The sequence below is a fragment of the Flavobacterium hibisci genome (assembly GCF_020026925.1).
Taxonomy (GTDB): domain Bacteria; phylum Bacteroidota; class Bacteroidia; order Flavobacteriales; family Flavobacteriaceae; genus Flavobacterium; species Flavobacterium hibisci.
This window is the reverse complement of the sequence record NZ_JAIQDW010000002.1, coordinates 1-17,903: the sequence shown is the minus strand read 5'-3', so window position 1 is coordinate 17,903 and position 17,903 is coordinate 1. Positions and strand designations below refer to the sequence as shown.

Sequence of the window (17,903 nt, the reverse complement as noted above, 5' to 3'; positions counted from 1 at the left end):
AATATAATAATTTGATATTGAACTTTCAATAAATTCGAAATTGAAATGTTACATTTCTTCTTCTAAGTTTTGAAGGCTCAGGTATTTATTTTTAAATCCAAAAGGGGTTTCATTGGTCTTTATGAAAAAAAGTCTGCTAAAATAAGCAGGATCTTCATATCCAAGATCATATGCGACTTCTTTTACACTTTTAGAAGTATGAACTAATAATCTTTTGGCTTCCAGGATAATCCGGCTTTTGATAATTTCGTTGGGCTGGGGCAGATTCATTCTCTTTAGCTTATGGGTTAAGGTCTTTGGTGCCATAGCTAATAGATCTGCATAATCTGCGACAGTATGCTTTGTTTTATAATTGGCCTCAACTAACTGAGTAAATTTTCTGAAACATTCAAGATCATTATGCTGCTGCGCCAATACACCATCAAGGTGTTGGAGTTTCCATAATCTTGTTGACTTTATAAAGATTTGTTTCAGGTAAGTACGAATCATTTCTTCCTGTGAAGAATCCTTTAAAATAAATTCGTCTTCCATCTGAACAAATAAATAATCTATAAATGCAGACTCCTGTTTTGGTACAATTGTCATGGGCATGTTATGAATATTATTGAAAAGTAATCCGTCGCATGCTACTTCTTCATCATGGATTTGAATACAATAAAAGTCCATGTTATAAAATATGAAGTAGCCTGATTCATCACCATGTTTATTGATACTTAAAACCTGATTGGGACTTATAAAAAAGAGGGAAGGGGAAGAAGTTGTATACAAGCTGAAATCTACTTTAATTTCACAGCCTGACGGAAGATAAAGTACTTTTATATAAGACTTATAAGTTTCAGAATTGATGATATCAACGCTGTCATTATCGATTCTTAACATGCCTATTTTCTTCAGGTTTAAATCAAAAAGGTGGTGCTTCATTATTTTTTTTCGTATTAAAAGCCGGTCTGTTTTAAAGACCGGCCAGGTTATTGAAAATAACTTATTATCATTATCTTCTGACACTATAAATTTGCCAGAAAATTATTTTTTTGCAAATTTTTCAAGTTCGGTATTAAACTTCTCCATTTCTTCGATAAACAAGGCGTGACCACTGTTTTCAAATTTCACAATATAAGAATTTTTAAGACCTTTATGTAATTGTTCTGCAAATACAAAATCACACAGTTTGTCTTTTGCTCCATGAAATATGGCGACAGGTACGTTAATTCCTGATAATGCCGGACGAAGATCAAGGTCTCTTAAGGCAATTATAGATTGAGTGGTTGCATAAGGTGAAGCATCGGAGTTAATACTTGCCAGCCACTGTGACATCGCTGGGGAAAGTGACGTTTCAGATGCTCCAAAAGCTTTACCAAAATCCTCAATTAACTGTTGTCTGTTAGTTCGTGTAGTCTGTATCAGTCCCGCAGCTGCCTCATCTGTTGCACCATAAGGATAATCGCTGCGCTGTTTCCAGGAAGGGGCCGCTGCACCAAAAAGAGCCAGTTTATTCACATGCGCACCTTTGTATTTGTCCATATAATGCAAAACTACTGCACCGCCCATAGAAAAACCGCCAAGAACAGCATTGTTTATTTTAAGTTTTTCCAGTACGACCTTTATATCATCTGAGAAAACATCGAAATCATATTTACCATATGGTTTGTCAGATTTTCCAAATCCTCTCAGGGATATTCCTATTACTCTGAATCCTTTCTGTACAAAATACTGATATTGATATTCGTACATTGCATCATTTAATGGCCACCCATGAATTAATACAATTGGCTGGCCTTCTCCTAAATCTGTTACGTGAAGTTTTACATTAGGTTCAACTTCAATAAATTCTAATCTTCCGGCAGATGCAGGAACTCTTTTTGACTGAGAGAAGATTGTTTGGTTTGAAGTAAAGATAAATAAAAAGCTTAGTGTTAAAAAAAATGTTTTCATCTTGTTTTTGATTAATTGTTACTATTATTTATTTGATTAATTATTACAGTACAAAGATGAGCAATACTAACAGGCGCCGAAATGGACGATTGTGCAAGTTCGTTGTACATTTTTCCCTAAAGCAAAAAAGTAAGGGTTTTACGAACCTAACTGTCTTGTTTTGAGTTGTTATATGTGGTTTCGAACATGCGAGTTCACAAAAAGTGTGGAATTATGATTCCATAGGGAAATGAAATACTGATAAAAAGACAAGTGATTGCATTTGCTGCAATATTTATATCACTTATTCCTATAAAAAAACAATCCTATATTGTTAGCACATTATAGGATTATTAGTTTAAATAATAGATTTCTAAATACTCACATTACAGGATTCAGACAAAATGTGCTGCATTTCTTTCAATATCCCAGAAATAGGATTATAGCTTGTAGCAGTAAGGCATATATGATCATTAGTACTAATAGCACCAATTGTCTGTTCCATACTTTTTCCTGAGTACACCATAGGATCGTAAATTGATTTTAATTTCGATGTCCCAAAATCAGTTTGGTATTTTACTCTGATAAGATTAACCATTATGATGTATTTGGCTTTTGAGGTATAAAAAAATGCTGAGAGGGTATCCAGTCAGCATTTTAAATAATTATAAGGGTAGGTTCTTTTTAAGAAAGAATGCAACCCTATTTAAATTGTAGTTGCATTTCTATGATATATTCGAATATGAATCTGTAAGTTGTTTAATTTGAATGGATTAAATTTCGTTTTTCTCCTGTTGTAAATAAGTTATAAAATTCATGGGCGAGATGCCGGTCACTTTCTTAAAGGTTACAGTAAATCTGCTATGGGATGAGAAACCACATTGGTCTGCGAGATAACTTATTTTATATTTTAGGTAACTGTTGTCATTTTTCAGGCGATCAATGATATAGTTAATCCTCATTTCATTTATATAACTGGCAAAATCTTTACCGGTATGTTTGTTAATTACATAAGATAGGTAACGCTGGTTGATGGATAGCTCTGCAGCGACAGAATTTAGGGATATATCCTTATTGAGATAAAAATGAGACTTTTCAAGTTCCTGTATACTTTTTAAGATACTGTTTTCAGTTGTTTCTGATATATACTCCCTTGTACTATCTTTTTTAGCGACTATTGGTTTCTCAATTTCAGGCTGTACCTCACTTTTTGTAATGAATTTTTTAAACTTTTTATAGTCTTGCTTTCTTTTATAAATATAGATGCCAATTGTAAACAAAACAATTAGAATACAGCTTCCAATAATAATGATTTTACTTTTTTGGTAATTTGATTGGTTGACAACTTGTTTATTGCGGAGTGTTTTAATTAAATCATCTGCAATAATTTTACGGCTGTGTTCTTCATCTTTATTTAATTTCAGGTTTAGCTCATTGTACTTTATATATTTTTTAGTATCAGTTTTTTTATAATAATCCATTAAGGAATTATAAACTTCTTGCTTCAATGTGAAAAAATTCGAAGCTTCTGCTATTTCTTCAGCCATTTTAAAATGATGCATTGCTTTCTTCTCATCTCCAGTAGCAATGTACACATTTGCAAAACCATTATAGATGAATCCTTTAAGAGGGCTATTTGAAGACTGCGATGCCATAAGTTCTTTTTGCGCTTCATTATAAAAAACTAAAGCAGAATCTGGCTCATGTAATGATAGATAATTTTTAGCAATTAGTTCGTTATTTACTGCTGTGTGAAAATTTTGATCAATAGATTTTCCAGCTTTCTTAAATAACTTATTTCCTGCTTTGAGGCTGCTGATTGCTTTTGAATAATTAGAATCATTCATCTCATAATAAGCTATTTCCTGGGATAAATTTCCCTGAAATTTATACATCTCATTTTTATCTTCAATTTTTTTACTAATAGCAACTGCCTTTTTTAAATGACTTTTACCTAAGTTATATATTTCATATTCACGGTAGATTGTTGACATAAACCCATTGATTCTAGCCTGCAGATTATAGTTTTTGTCGGTTAAGCTTAAACTGTCCGCACGCTTTAATGCTGAAATAGCTTCGTTTCGTAAACCATACTGACGTAAAAGTGTAGCTCTTAGCATACATGCTTTGATGCGTTCTGAATTATTATTGGAAATTTTGTAAAGATAATCTGTGTTTTGTAAAGCTTTTTTGGGATTTGAAGCAAGCAATATCTGGGACGTCTCTGAGAAAATACGATCGTATTTAGAATCTTGAGCGCAACTTACCTGATGTGACAGAACTACAAGTGCAAGGATGATAAATGATTTTAAGCGCATATAAAAAATAAATATAATAAGGAACGATTACAAATATTGTAACAGCTTCTTTTTAAGTATATAACAGGATTGTAGAATTTTTAGTAAGTGGAATTTTTAATCAAATGATCTGATCAATTTTTAACAGGGCAAAAATAACGCTTTTTATTTGTAATTACTCTAAATAATTTAACGATATAGATTCGTTATGTGCTTTTTACTTCATTATTAGTACTGACTTTCATAAAATTCCTGTCGAAAAAACAATCGACTTCACTTGAAAATGAAACCATTTTAACTTCTTTTCTTCATCAGAAAAATAAAAATGTACGACTTTATACATGATAATTAAGATTTCGTCTCCAGCTTTGTTTTTTAGTCTTTTTTCTTTAATGTGTTGATTGTTAGTTTTTTAATTTTTTGTTTGCAGACCTTATGTTTTACTTATTACGTAATATGTAAAATACTTTAATCTTTTTGTATAAAGAGATTCATCAGTTTTGCAGTCGTTTTAAAAATTATGTGCTGGCGAAAAGATGATATCGCAATACTACATAAAATTTATACTGGTCTAAATCAGAATCTCAAATTGCTTTCAACAAAATCTAAATTAATATATGGTGAACTTTACTTTTTTTAAAATTTTAATAAATATCAAAAACAGGAAATTTAATATTTTTCTGGTCTGCTTTTTATTGCTGGTATGTGCTAATAAAAGTTACGCAAAAGCGTATTTATTTCTCTCTCCGGTACACGGATTTCAGGTAACATCTTCTTCGGGTAATTTATTCTTTTTTCAGGAGAATAAGGTAAATCTTATACGCAATAATGAAACAGTTTCTACTGTCAGGAAGGAAATTGCAAAAACTTCACATACGCAAAATCCATTTTTTATACAATTACTATAATCTTAAAGCAGTAACTATGAAAATTACGAGGAACAAGAAACAAAAAAATCATATAAGCTTAGATTTTTTGTTTGATTGTGCAAAAATTATTTTTACAATAGTTTTATTTTTTTTCACATCAATTAATGCTAATGCACAATGTGCATCATCGGGCTCTAATCCGGATACCGATGGTGACGGTTTTGCAAACAGTTGTGATACAGATAGTGATAATGATGGTATTTCAGATATTGTCGAGGGTAGATATACGTGTATAAATTCTGTAACAACAAGTATGAATACTGTTCCATATTCTTTTAACACGCTGTTTAATGCCGCACAAACTACCACACCTGTTACAATTAACAATCTTTCCAATGGGACATTAAATTTTAGTGCTGCATTGGTAGGGACCGCGACTTGGGGTGCAGCTTCGGGTACGTCTGGTAATGCAAACCGCGCAGGAGGTGTTCAGATAAAAGACAACTTCTCAGCTGTAGGTGATTATATCTATTTGCAGCCTATAAATACCAGAACCAATAATACAGGTGCAGCTGCCAATACTTCAAATTATGCAGTATATACCATGCAGCTTCCTTACAAAACAGATGGCTTTCAGTTTATTTCTGCCGGATTGAATTCTGATGATGCTTATGAAATTTATGCTTTTAATGGAGCTACTCCCATTCCATTAAATCCATCCAATCTTTCTAATTTTAGCCCTGCACTTGGTACGGCTGGTACTTGGACAGTTTACGATTTAGGAGATGGATTAAAAATTACAAATGCTGTTACAACAGGTGGTGCCAATGTTGATGCTAACTTTTTTACGACTACAATTCCCGGAGAAGTTACACGAATTGAGATCCGATCTTATAAAAACCTTACAGGAACGAATAGTAATACGGTTACTACCGGAATTACAAGTATGATTTATTGTTCAGACTATTCTATAGTAGATAGTGACGGGGATGGGGTGCCAAATTATCTTGATTTAGACTCTGATAATGATGGCTGTTCGGATGCAAATGAATATTATAATTCAGCAAGTGCAGATGGAGGAGATGGAGGTGTTTATGGTACAGGAACACCTGGAGTAGACTCGGAAGGAAAGGTTACGACGGCATCATATACCGGTAATTATGCCAATGTAATTGTCGCCACACAACTTAATATTACATCTCATCCATCGAATTCAGCAGTAAATGTTGGAGCAAATACTACTTTTGCAATAACCGCAACCGGTAGAAATACGACTACTTTTAGTGGAGGTATTCCCAATTATAACGTTCCGCCAGCAACAAATACAAATGCTGGTCTTGTTTATCAATGGCAGATGAGTACGAATAATGGTTCGACATGGGCTAATGTAAATAATGGAGGACAATACAGTGGAGCAACTACTTCCTCACTTTCAGTTAATAATATAACAATTGGTCAAAACGAAATTCAGTTTAGAGCTATAGTTTCTCATAGTGGAAAAATTTGTCCAATAATTTCTAATTCTGCACAAATAACAGTTTTGCAGGCTAATATAGGTATTGATAAAATAGTGGATAATACCACTCCCGCACCTGGTGATAGCGTGACTTTTACGCTGACCGCAGAAAATGCAGGACCAAACGATGCCAATGGTGTTGAAGTTACCGATATATTGCCGAATGGATATACCTTTGTGAGTGCTGCACCAGGTGTTGGAACATTTAATCCTGGAACAGGAGTGTGGGTAATTGGCACATTAAATAATGGTACGAATGCCACGATGACAATAACTGCTACTGTAAATGCCACAGGAAACTATGCCAACACAGCAACTATTACAAGTAATTTATACGATCCAATTATTGGAAATAATACCTCAACATCAACTCCTGTAGTTAGTAATAATCATGCACCAATAGCACAAAACAACACCTACAGCGGCCTTGAGGATGCGGCGTCGATTACCGGAAACGTGATTACTGATAACGATCCAGTTGCCGGAGTGGACAGCGATATCGACTCTGCCGTGCTTACGGTTCAGGATTACACCATAGCGGGAATCACAGGCATACAGGCAGTAGGTTCGCCAGTTGCCATCCCGGGCGTTGGACAAATTACCATACTGGCAAACGGAAGCCTTACTTTCGTTCCGGCAGCCAATTACAACGGCCCAGTGCCAACGATCACTTATACCTTGACTGATGGCGCGCTTACCGATACAGCCGATGTTGTCATTACCGTGAATGCGGTGAATGACAATCCTGTTGCAGTTGATGATACTTATACAGTTGCAGAAGACAGTACCGTTAACCTGAACCCTCTTGCCTTGGATACAGACGCTGACGGAGATACCCTTACAATTACCTCTATCAACGGAACCGCATTGACTGGCGCAGCCCAAAGCATAACAGTGCCAAACGGTACAGTAAATATATCAGCTGCAGGGGTCATTACCTTTACGCCTGATGTCAACTTCAACTCTGGCACAGCGATCAGTTTTCCTTACGTGATCAGCGATGGAAACGGCGGGACGGCTACAGCTAATCAGCTTATCACTGTTACGGCTGTAAATGATACGCCTGTTGCACAAAACAATGCCTACAGCGGTCTGGAGGATGCGACTTCGATTACCGGAAACATAATTACCGATACCGATGCAGTGGCAGGGGTAGACAGCGATATCGACTCTGCCGTGCTTACGGTTCAGGATTACACCATAGCGGGAATCACAGGCATACAGGCAGTAGGTTCGCCAGTTGCTATCCCGGGAGTTGGAAACATTACCATACTGGCAAATGGAAGCCTTACTTTCGTTCCGGCAGCCAATTACAACGGAACAGTGCCAACGATCACTTATACCTTAACTGATGGTGTGCTGACTGATACAGCCGATGTTGTCATTACCGTGAATGCAGTGAATGACAATCCTGTTGCAGTTGATGATACTTATACAGTTGCAGAAGACAGTACCGTTAACCTGAACCCTCTTGCCTTGGATACAGACGCTGACGGAGATACCCTTACAATTACCTCTATCAACGGAACCGCATTGACTGGCGCAGCCCAAAGCATAACAGTGCCAAACGGTACAGTAAATATATCAGCTGCAGGGGTCATTACCTTTACGCCTGATGTCAACTTCAACTCTGGCACAGCGATCAGTTTTCCTTACGTGATCAGCGATGGAAACGGCGGGACGGCTACAGCTAATCAGCTTATCACCGTAAATGCGGTCAATGATGCACCTGTTGCACAAAACAATGCCTACAGCGGCCTGGAGGATGCGGCTTCGATTACCGGAAACATAATTACTGATATTGATGCAGTGGCAGGGGTAGACAGCGATATCGACTCTACAGTGCTTACGGTTCAGGATTACACCATAGCAGGAATCACAGGCATACAGGCAGTAGGTTCGCCAGTTGCCATCCCGGGCGTTGGACAAATTACCATATTGGCAAACGGTAGTATTACTTTCGTTCCGGCGGCCAATTACAACGGCACGGTGCCAACGATCACTTATACCTTGACTGATGGCGCACTGACCGATACGGCCGATGTTGTCATTACCGTAAATGCGGTGAATGATGCACCAATAGCACAAAACAATGCCTACAGTGGCCTTGAGGATGCGGCTTCGATTACCGGAAACGTGATTACTGATACCGATCCTGTTGCCGGAGTGGACAGCGATATCGACTCTGCCGTGCTTACGGTTCAGGATTACACCATAGCGGGAATCACAGGCATACAGGCAGTAGGTTCGCCAGTTGCCATCCCGGGCGTTGGAAATATTACCATACTGGCAAACGGAAGCATGACTTTCGTGCCGGCAGCCAATTACAATGGCACAGTGCCAACGATCACTTATACCTTAACTGATGGTGCGCTGACCGATACAGCCGATGTTGTCATTACCGTAAATGCGGTCAATGATGCACCTGTTGCACAAAACAATGCCTACAGCGGCCTGGAGGATGCGGCTTCGATTACCGGAAACGTAATTACTGATATTGATGCAGTGGCCGGAGTAGACAGCGATATCGACTCTGCCGTGTTTACGGTTCAGGATTACACCATAGCAGGAATCACAGGCACACAGTCTGTAGGTTCACCAGTTGCCATCCCGGGCGTTGGAAACATTACCATACTGGCAGACGGAAGCCTTACTTTCGTTCCGGCAGCCAATTACAACGGCACAGTGCCAACGATCACTTATACATTGACTGATGGTGCGCTGACCGATACAGCCGATATTGTCATTACCGTTAATGCGGTGAATGATGCACCTGTTGCGCAAAACAATTCCTACAGCGGCCTTGAGGATGCAGCTTCGATTATCGGAAACATAATTACTGATATTGATGCAGTGGCAGGAGTAGACAGCGATATCGACTCTGCCGTGCTTACGGTTCAGGATTACACCATAGCGGGAATCACAGGCACACAGTCTGTAGGTTCACCAGTTGCCATCCCGGGCGTTGGAAATATTACCATACTAGCAAACGGAAGCATGACTTTCGTGCCGGCAAGCAATTACAACGGAACAGTGCCAACGATCACTTATACCTTAACTGATGGTGTGCTGACTGATACAGCCGATGTTGTCATTACCGTGAATGCGGTGAATGATGCGCCAATAGCATTAGATGACACAAATACTCCTGTTTTATCAACAGCAGGGCCAACATTAATCAATGCATTAACAGCAACAGATATAGATGGAACTATTGTAAGTTATACTATAGTAAGTTTACCTGCTCATGGAGTTTTAGCTTTATCAGGAGTTCCGGTAACAGCCAATCAGATTTTAACACCGGCTGAGGCAGCACAGCTTACTTATGATCCTAATGGAGCCTTTGTGGGTAATGATACATTTACATTTACTGCTACTGATAATGAAGGAGGTATTGATGCCAGTCCTGCATTGATAACATTAATAATTGAAAAAGCCTTACTGCAGGCAGTAGCAGATCCGGTAAAATTAGCAGACGGAATTAATGGTTCTTTAGAAGTTGTCAATGTTTTGGATAATGATACATTAAACGGAAATCCTCTTGTGCCTTCAGATGTTATTGTAACAGGGGTAAATTTACCAAACGGTATTTCCCTTAATGCTGATGGGACAATAGATGTTGCACCGATTACGGCAGCAGGACAACACACCATAACATACCAAATATGTGAAGTGGCTAATCCTTCTAATTGTAGTACTGCAACAGCGGAGATTTTTGTTGAAGTGCCTGCAATTGCAATAGTGAAAACAGGAATATTAAACGATAGCAACGGAAACGGATATGCGGAAGCCGGAGAAACGTTAACGTATAGTTTTACGATAACAAATAAAGGTAATGTTGATCTTGAAAATATAGTAGTTTCCGACCCATTGCCGGGCATTATTATGAGCGGAGGCCCTATCAATTTAGCAGTTGGCGAAAGCAATAACTTTTCAATCACAGGAACTTATACTTTAACTCAGTCAGATGTGAATTCCGGAAGCATAAGTAACCAGGCAACAGTATCTGGAATTACCCAAAGCGGAATAAGTGTTTCAGATAAGTCAGATTTTAGTGATGATGAAGGAGAAAGACCAACCATTTTAGAATTAAGCGGATGTGTGATTAAAATCTTTAATGCTGTTTCCGCAAATGGTGATGAAAAGAACAAAAAATTCTATGTACAAGGGCTGGAATGTTATCCTGATAATACCGTGCAGATTTACAACCGTTGGGGAGTTTTAGTATTTGAAAGGGATCATTACAATAATAATGACATTGCTTTTACAGGTGTATCAGAAGGTCGTGCTACTATTAAAACATCAGACGGGTTGCCTGAGGGTACGTACTATTATGTCGTTAGATATAAAGATAAGCAATCAAATCCGCAACAGAAAGCAGGCTATTTATACCTTACTAAATAATAATTTATAATGAAATGGCTTAGTGAAAAGCTAAGCCATTATTTAAAAATAAAATAAATGAAAAAATTAGTTTTAATCTTATTGTTTTGTTCGGTTGCCAGTTTTGCTCAGCAAGATGCGCAGTTCACACAATACATGTACAATACTATTAATATAAACCCTGCATACGCAGGTTCAAGAGGAGTTATAAGCGTTTTTGGATTGTATCGTACACAATGGGTTGGATTAGATGGAGCTCCGGAAACAAGTAATTTTTCTGTCAATGCACCAGTAGGTGAAAATGTTGGGCTCGGACTTTCATTAATAAACGATAAGATTGGTCCCACCAATGAAAACAACTTATCAGCTGATTTTTCTTATTCTATACCAACATCGGCTGAAGCTAAACTTTCTTTTGGTATAAAAGGATCAGCAAATCTATTCAATCTTGATCCAAACAGGCTGACACCTGAAGATCAGGGGGACCAGCAATTTCAGAATTTAAAAAACAAGTTTACACCTAATATTGGTGCAGGTGTTTACTGGCACACAGATAAAGCTTATGTAGGTTTGTCTGTACCTAATTTTATCCAGACAAATCAGTATAACGATAATGAGGTGGCTATATACAAAAGTCGTATCAATTATTATTTGATAGCAGGTTATGTATTCAACTTAGACCAATATGAAATGATAAAATTTAAACCGGCAGTATTGACCAAAATGGTTGAGGGTTCACCTCTTCAGGTTGATGCATCGGCTAATTTTATGTTTAACGACAAGTTTGTTTTAGGTGTTGCTTACAGATGGAGTGCAGCTGTGAGTGCAATGGCAGGATTTCAGATAACTGATGGCCTGTATCTGGGGTATGCTTATGATCGTGAAACAACCAGGTTAGTAAATTATAATTCAGGATCGCATGAAATATTCCTCCGTTTTGAGTTCTTAAATAAGTATAGCAGAATAACTTCACCAAGATTTTTCTAATTATGAAAATTAAAAATTTAATATATACCGTTTTTTTGTCTTCTGTTTCTTTTTGTGGAACAGCGCAAAAGACAGCCCTAAATAAAGCAGAGAAGAACTATAATCAATATGCTTATATAGATGCTATTTCTATTTATGAAAAAGTAGCCGAAAATGGATATAAGGATGAAAAAATGTTTCAGAGACTGGGAAATGCCTATTATTTCAATGCTGAACTCACTAAAGCTGCAAAGTGGTATGATGCATTATTTTCATTAAATAGTCAACAGGAGCCTGAATATTTTTACAGGTATGCGCAGACTCTTAAATCTACAGGGGATTACGCTAAATCAGATGAAATGCTTGCTGCTTTTAATGAAAAAGTTAAAACGGATACAAGAGGAGTCTTATATCAGAATAATAAAAACTATTTAGAACAGATTAAGTTAAATTCGGGTAGGTTTGATATATCAGAAACGGGTATTAATTCCACTCAGTCAGATTACGGAAGTGCAATAATAAATAATAAATTAATATTTGCTTCTTCACGTGATACCGGAACGGTTAGCAAAAAAACATTTAGATGGACAAACAGGTCTTTTACGAACTTATATGCTGCAGAATTAAAAACAGATGGGACTTTAGGGAATCCAATCCGGTTTCAGAAAAAAATTAATTCAAAATTTAATGAATCTACACCTGTTTTTACCAAAGATGGAAAGACAATGTATTTTACCAGAAACAATTTTTTAAATGGAAAAAAAGGAAAAGATGAAAAAAGAATTACATTGTTAAAATTGTATAAAGCTGATTTCATTAATGATAAATGGACCAATATTACAGAATTACCTTTTAATAGTGATCAGTTTAGTGTGGCACATCCGGCTTTGGGTCCCGATGAAAAAAAATTATACTTTGCATCCGATATGCCGGGAAGTTTTGGGCAGTCTGATTTGTATAGTGTTGTAATTAACGAAGATGGTACATTTGGAAAACCTAAAAATCTTGGCGCGGCAATTAATACAGAAGGACGTGAAACGTTCCCTTTTATATCCGCAGAAAATGAACTTTATTTTGCCAGCGACGGACGTCCGGGGTTAGGAGGACTTGACATATTTGTTTCAAAAATCAATACTGATTCAGATTTCGGTCAGGTGCAAAATATAGGGGAACCGGTTAATACCAAATTTGATGATTTTGCCTTTATAATGGACAGTAATACCAGAAAAGGATTTTTTTCATCCAATAAAGAAGGAGGAATTGGAAATGACGATATATATAAATTCACAGAAACGAGAAAACTCAATTGCGATAAACAATTAGTGGGTATAATATCAGACTCTGATACAAATGAGATGCTGAGTACTGCAAAAGTAATTTTGCTTGATGATAAGTTTCAGCAAATTGCAGAAGTAGTATCAGCTGCAGACGGAACTTACAGCTTTAACGTAAAATGCAATCAAACGTATTATGTAAGGGCGGCAAAAAAGGAATATGAAACTAATGAAGCCAAAATTTCAATTCATCCAACTGATAAATCAGAATTGAATATTGCATTGGTAAAAAATAGGAAGGAAATAGGAGTGGGGACTGATTTGGCGAAGACTCTTGAAATTCCTATTGTTTATTTTGATCTGGATAAATCCTTTATCCGAAATGATGCTGCTTTTGAGTTAGAAAAGATTTTAGCTGTACTAAAACAGTATCCATCCATGAAAATTGACGTTCGTTCCCATACCGATAGCAGGCAAACTAAAAAATACAATATGGCATTGTCTAATAAAAGAGCGAAAGCCACAATCAACTGGTTAATCCAAAAAGGAATTGCTGCTAAAAGAATATCAGGCAGGGGTTATGGAGAAAGTCAGCTGATCAATAAATGTTCAGATAATGTAAATTGTACAGAAGAAGAACACCAGTTAAACAGAAGAAGCGAATTCGTAATTGTTTCCATGCAGTAAATAAATTATAGGGTACAAAAAGACAGGCTTATTTAGGACTTAGCATTTTGTCAGATTTATTTAACTATCCGTATTAATTTAATTTTAAAAGGGAGTCAAAGTGTATGCGTCGAAGATAAATTATCAGGCATTTTATTTAATCGGACTTCTGTGAGCATTCAAAAAACTGAAGATTTTTTCATATAATTAAGATATTGAAATTATGAGACACATAAATAGAATTACCTGGCTCCTTATTTTTATCGGAACATTTTTCTGGGCTTCATTAATAATAGATTTGGCAAAGCCATTAATACAGGTCTTTTTTACTGAATTTGGTACAAGCAATTTTATTGAGTTCATTAGGGATTATTTATAATTGTTCTGTAAAAAATTAAAACAATTAAGTGATTTCAACTTTTAAAAGCAGATTGACGCATATGGTGGGCTTTTCAAAAGTTGGAAGTTGCATAAAAAAAGCAGACAAAATTAAAATAAAGGGGTTCGACTTTTTAATTAAAGTTGAACCCTTTTCAAATAGAGTTAAATTTGATTATTTATAAGTATGTTCTGAAGTAAAAATGAAATGGCAAATGATTGCATAATCAATAGTATCTTCATCTTAGATAAAATAAAAAGAAGTAATTTCGTGCCTCTTTGAGTACAGAGTGGGTTTCGTACAGTATTTTAAATAATTAAAATAAGAACTGTTGCAGGAAGTGAGTAATTTCTCATAAAAACAGGTTTGCCGCCTAATAGACTAGGATCCTGATGATGTGGGTTTAAAAAATCCACAATCCTAAATTCGCATTTGTTTACGTAAAAATAGATATTCCGCTTCTCAAAATAAGGGGTGTGGATTTCCCAGGCTGGGGTTTTAAACAGCCCCACAAGTTTTCCATTTTCTTTCGGTCGATAAACAATTTTCTACATCATCATTTAGCATACAAATATTTGTGCCTTTTTCCCCATTCTTCCATTTGCTGGATTATCGGTTTTAGTTCATATCCAATTTCTGTTAGCTCATATTCAACTTTAGGAGGGACCTCAGCATATACCTTTCTTTTTATGATATTATCTTGTTCCAGTTTCCGCAGTTGTAGGGTTAGCATACGTTCGGTGATATTGGGGATAGACTTTTTTATTTCGCCAAAACGCATTTTGCCTTGTAACAGCCAGGAACAAATTACAAGGGACCATTGGCCGCCAATGATATTTGCTGCATATACCTCAGCGCACTCATCTTCCAGGATTTTTTTATTTTCAAAATTTGTGCTTGTAACCTTAACTTTCGACATAACTTACATTTTTGATAGTACCTTACAATGGGTTGTCTATACAGCCAATATCACTTTTATGTTATAGCTTCGCAGAACTATTTCTGTTTAAATAATCTAAAATTCAAAATTAAATCAAAAAAAGGAATGATAAAAAAAGTATCACAAATAGTAGTATTGATGACAGTACTCAATACGTATTCTCAAAATGAAAATCTAAAATTAAAAAAGAAAAGCGACATGAAAAATACAACGATATTAGTTAAGGCAAACGAACATGTAAAAAAAGGGGAATACGAAGCATACTTATCCTATCTTACAGAAGATACCAAATGGGTCTTTGTGGGAGAGAGGACCCTTTTAGGAAAAGAAGCGGTAAGACAATATATAAACGAATTCTATCTGGCACCACCGGTATTTGATATGGAAAGGGCAATAGAGGAGGGTGACTTTGTAACCGCAACAGGTAACATTGCCTTAAAAAATAAAAATGGAGAATACGTTCACTATACTTATTGTGACATCTGGCGATTTAAAGAGGGTAAAATGGCGGAGTTAGAAGCATTCGTAATCGAGAAAAAATCCGGAATTCAGTGATTATATTGTAATTGACTTCGAAAATACTCGTTTGAAGCGTATGGGAAGTTTAATTTGAAATCATGCCATCGCGATAGTTCTCATGCTATCTGTCTATTGGAGTCTGTTAAAGCCCATTCTAAAAGTTGTAAGACAACGTAGTTGTCCATTTCTTAAGGAATGGGCTTTTGTATTTCCTTATTTATTCAGCTTGAAAAATTACAGTAAAGAACAATGGTAATAGTAAAAAACCGCAGGAATATTTTTAAGGGTTAAATAGGCGCGTTTTTCACAACTTTTGTCCTGTTTTTCACAACACTTTTTAAAAACCACCCATCTAAATTTGTTTAGAGTTTAGGAACAAATTTATAAAAAGTAAACAGATAAGAGTATGGAGTCAAAAAAAAGTCTTAAAAGTATGGTGATACAAATAATCTGTTATCTGTATGTCCTGTTGTTCGTCTATGCAGCAGTCAGCAAGCTATTGGATTTCGAAAACTTTCAGGTACAGTTGGGGCAGTCGCCTTTATTGAGTGCATTTGCTGGAGAAATTTCATGGTCAGTACCCTTATTTGAAATCCTGACAGCAGTCTTATTGACAATTCCCAAATACAGAAAAGTAGGTCTTCTGGCTGCTTTTGCACTAATGGTGTTGTTTACGGCATATATTTGTTTCATCTTAAACTTCAGCTCTTTTGTGCCTTGTTCATGCGGTGGAATACTGGAAAAAATGGTATGGAAAGAACATTTTATTTTCAATTGTTTATTTATAGCCTTAGCAGTAACAGCAATGGCTAACAAATATTTATGCTTAATTTTTCAATCCCACAGGTTTTCGCATTGATCCTATTGATCCGTGTTTTTGGATGCCGGGTTCGAAAATAAAAGCTCCGCCCTATAAACGCCGAAGAGGCTGTCTAAAAAGTCTCAAAAGGCAAAAATCCCGAAATTTTTCGGGATTTTTTTTGTGTTTATCCCTCAAAAATAGTATTTTGAGGTTGCTATGACAAACAATTCAAAAATACATTTTAAGGCATTACCAGCCAATAGTCCAAGTCTTTTTCCGGAAGATATTTTTAATAAAATTCCTCAAAACCATCCCGTTCGATTGGTAAATGAAGTGGTCAACCACTTGAACACGATACTTTAATTGAGCAATACAAAGGTGGGGGCACCAGTAGTTACCACCCAAGAATGTTGGTTAAAGTGCTGTTTTACGCCTATTTAAGCAATATTTATTCTTGTCGAAAAATAGAAAAAGCACTCCACGAGAACATTCATTTTATGTGGCTCAGTGGCCAGAGTACCCCTGATTTTAGAACGATAAATTATTTTCGTGGAAAAAGATTAAGCGGAAAAATCCAGCAATTGTTTTCTGATGTGGTGCGTATGTTGCAAGAAATGGGTTATGTAAGCCTGGAGGTCCAGTATATCGACGGAACGAAAATTGAATCCCCGGCCAATCGTTATACTTTTGTTTGGAAAGGTTCAGTTGAGAAATACAAAGAGAAGCTCCAAGCCAAAATCCAATCGGTCCTCGCCGATATCGAGAGCCAGGTCAAAATCGATCAAAAATCGCTTAATAAGTCCGAAACCCCACGTGCTATTGATAGTAGGGCGCTACAAGAAAAGTTGCAAGAACTGAATTCTAAGCTCAAAGAACGTTCTAAAGCTACTCAAAAACAACTTGATAAATTACAAGAAGAACATCTTCCAAGACTTGAAAAATACGAGCAACAGCTTGAGATTTTGGGCCCAAGAAACTCGTATAGCAAGACCGATCCGGATGCTACTTTTATGCGTTTGAAGGACGATCACATGCAAAACGGACAGCTAAAACCGGCTTACAATGCGCAAATAAGTACCGAATCGCAGTTTATCACTCATTTTAGGCTGCATCAAAGCCCAGGGGACACCACTACTCTAGAAGGGCATTTGAATGGTTTTGAAAGCCAATATCAAACTCAAAGTTCAGAAATCGTGGCAGATGCGGGGTACGGCAGCCAAGAAAATTACGAGTTAATGGAAGCAAAAGCAATTGAGGCGTATGTGAAATACAATTACTTTCATAAAGAACAAAAGCGCAGGCAACAGCAAAATCCGTTTTTGGTTCAAAACCTTTTTTACAACCACGAAAAAGATTTTTTTGTGTGCCCGATGGGACAAAA

The 17,903-nt window shown here is 36.5% G+C and carries 10 protein-coding genes and 1 pseudogene; 6 read left to right on the top strand and 5 right to left on the bottom strand.

Features of this window, described 5'->3' with window-relative positions; genetic code table 11:
- Nucleotides 1-48: 48 nt before the first annotated feature.
- The 4 genes from K8B81_RS02560 to K8B81_RS02545 form a co-directional block, all read right to left on the bottom strand.
- Complete coding sequence (locus K8B81_RS02560; RefSeq protein WP_223678655.1) at nt 49-921, bottom strand: helix-turn-helix domain-containing protein; 873 nt, start codon at nt 919-921, stop codon at nt 49-51.
- 102 nt (nt 922-1,023) lie between these two features.
- The gene (locus tag K8B81_RS02555; protein WP_223678654.1) at nt 1,024-1,932 is read right to left on the bottom strand and encodes an alpha/beta fold hydrolase; all 909 of its coding nucleotides are present in this window, start codon (nt 1,930-1,932) and stop codon (nt 1,024-1,026) included.
- Between the two features lie 352 nt (nt 1,933-2,284).
- Nucleotides 2,285-2,509, bottom strand: coding sequence for a hypothetical protein (locus tag K8B81_RS02550; protein WP_223678653.1), 225 nt, complete (start codon nt 2,507-2,509; stop codon nt 2,285-2,287).
- 175 nt (nt 2,510-2,684) lie between these two features.
- Nucleotides 2,685-4,229: a helix-turn-helix domain-containing protein gene (locus tag K8B81_RS02545; RefSeq protein ID WP_223678652.1), complete on the bottom strand. Its 1,545-nt coding sequence runs from the start codon at nt 4,227-4,229 to the stop codon at nt 2,685-2,687.
- A gap of 903 nt (nt 4,230-5,132) precedes the next feature.
- On the opposite strand from K8B81_RS02545, the gene K8B81_RS02540 reads away from it, so the two are divergent.
- The 3 genes from K8B81_RS02540 to K8B81_RS02530 are packed head-to-tail and all read left to right on the top strand — an operon-like array spanning nt 5,133 to nt 13,903.
- Nucleotides 5,133-10,997 (top strand): Ig-like domain-containing protein, encoded by a 5,865-nt coding sequence (locus K8B81_RS02540; protein WP_223678651.1) that lies wholly within the window; start codon nt 5,133-5,135, stop codon nt 10,995-10,997.
- 57 nt (nt 10,998-11,054) lie between these two features.
- A complete protein-coding gene (locus K8B81_RS02535; protein ID WP_223678650.1) occupies nt 11,055-11,963 on the top strand; it encodes a PorP/SprF family type IX secretion system membrane protein in 909 nt (302 codons plus the stop codon).
- A gap of 2 nt (nt 11,964-11,965) precedes the next feature.
- Nucleotides 11,966-13,903 carry an OmpA family protein gene (locus K8B81_RS02530; RefSeq protein ID WP_223678649.1) on the top strand — a complete coding sequence of 646 codons (1,938 nt, stop codon included), beginning with the start codon at nt 11,966-11,968 and terminating at the stop codon, nt 13,901-13,903.
- Nucleotides 13,904-14,817: 914 nt separating this feature from the next.
- On the opposite strand, the gene K8B81_RS02525 is transcribed toward K8B81_RS02530, so the two are convergent.
- Entirely contained in the window at nt 14,818-15,180 is a 363-nt protein-coding gene (locus K8B81_RS02525; protein WP_223678648.1) for a winged helix-turn-helix transcriptional regulator, read from the bottom strand.
- 126 nt (nt 15,181-15,306) lie between these two features.
- On the opposite strand from K8B81_RS02525, the gene K8B81_RS02520 reads away from it, so the two are divergent.
- The 3 genes and pseudogenes from K8B81_RS02520 to K8B81_RS02510 all read left to right on the top strand — a co-directional run.
- Nucleotides 15,307-15,756 carry a nuclear transport factor 2 family protein gene (locus tag K8B81_RS02520; protein ID WP_223678647.1) on the top strand — a complete coding sequence of 150 codons (450 nt, stop codon included), beginning with the start codon at nt 15,307-15,309 and terminating at the stop codon, nt 15,754-15,756.
- A 370-nt stretch (nt 15,757-16,126) separates the two neighbouring features.
- Nucleotides 16,127-16,579 carry a MauE/DoxX family redox-associated membrane protein gene (locus tag K8B81_RS02515; RefSeq protein WP_223678646.1) on the top strand — a complete coding sequence of 151 codons (453 nt, stop codon included), beginning with the start codon at nt 16,127-16,129 and terminating at the stop codon, nt 16,577-16,579.
- Between the two features lie 159 nt (nt 16,580-16,738).
- Nucleotides 16,739-17,903 (top strand): annotated as a pseudogene (locus tag K8B81_RS02510) (IS1182 family transposase); the annotation flags it as partial.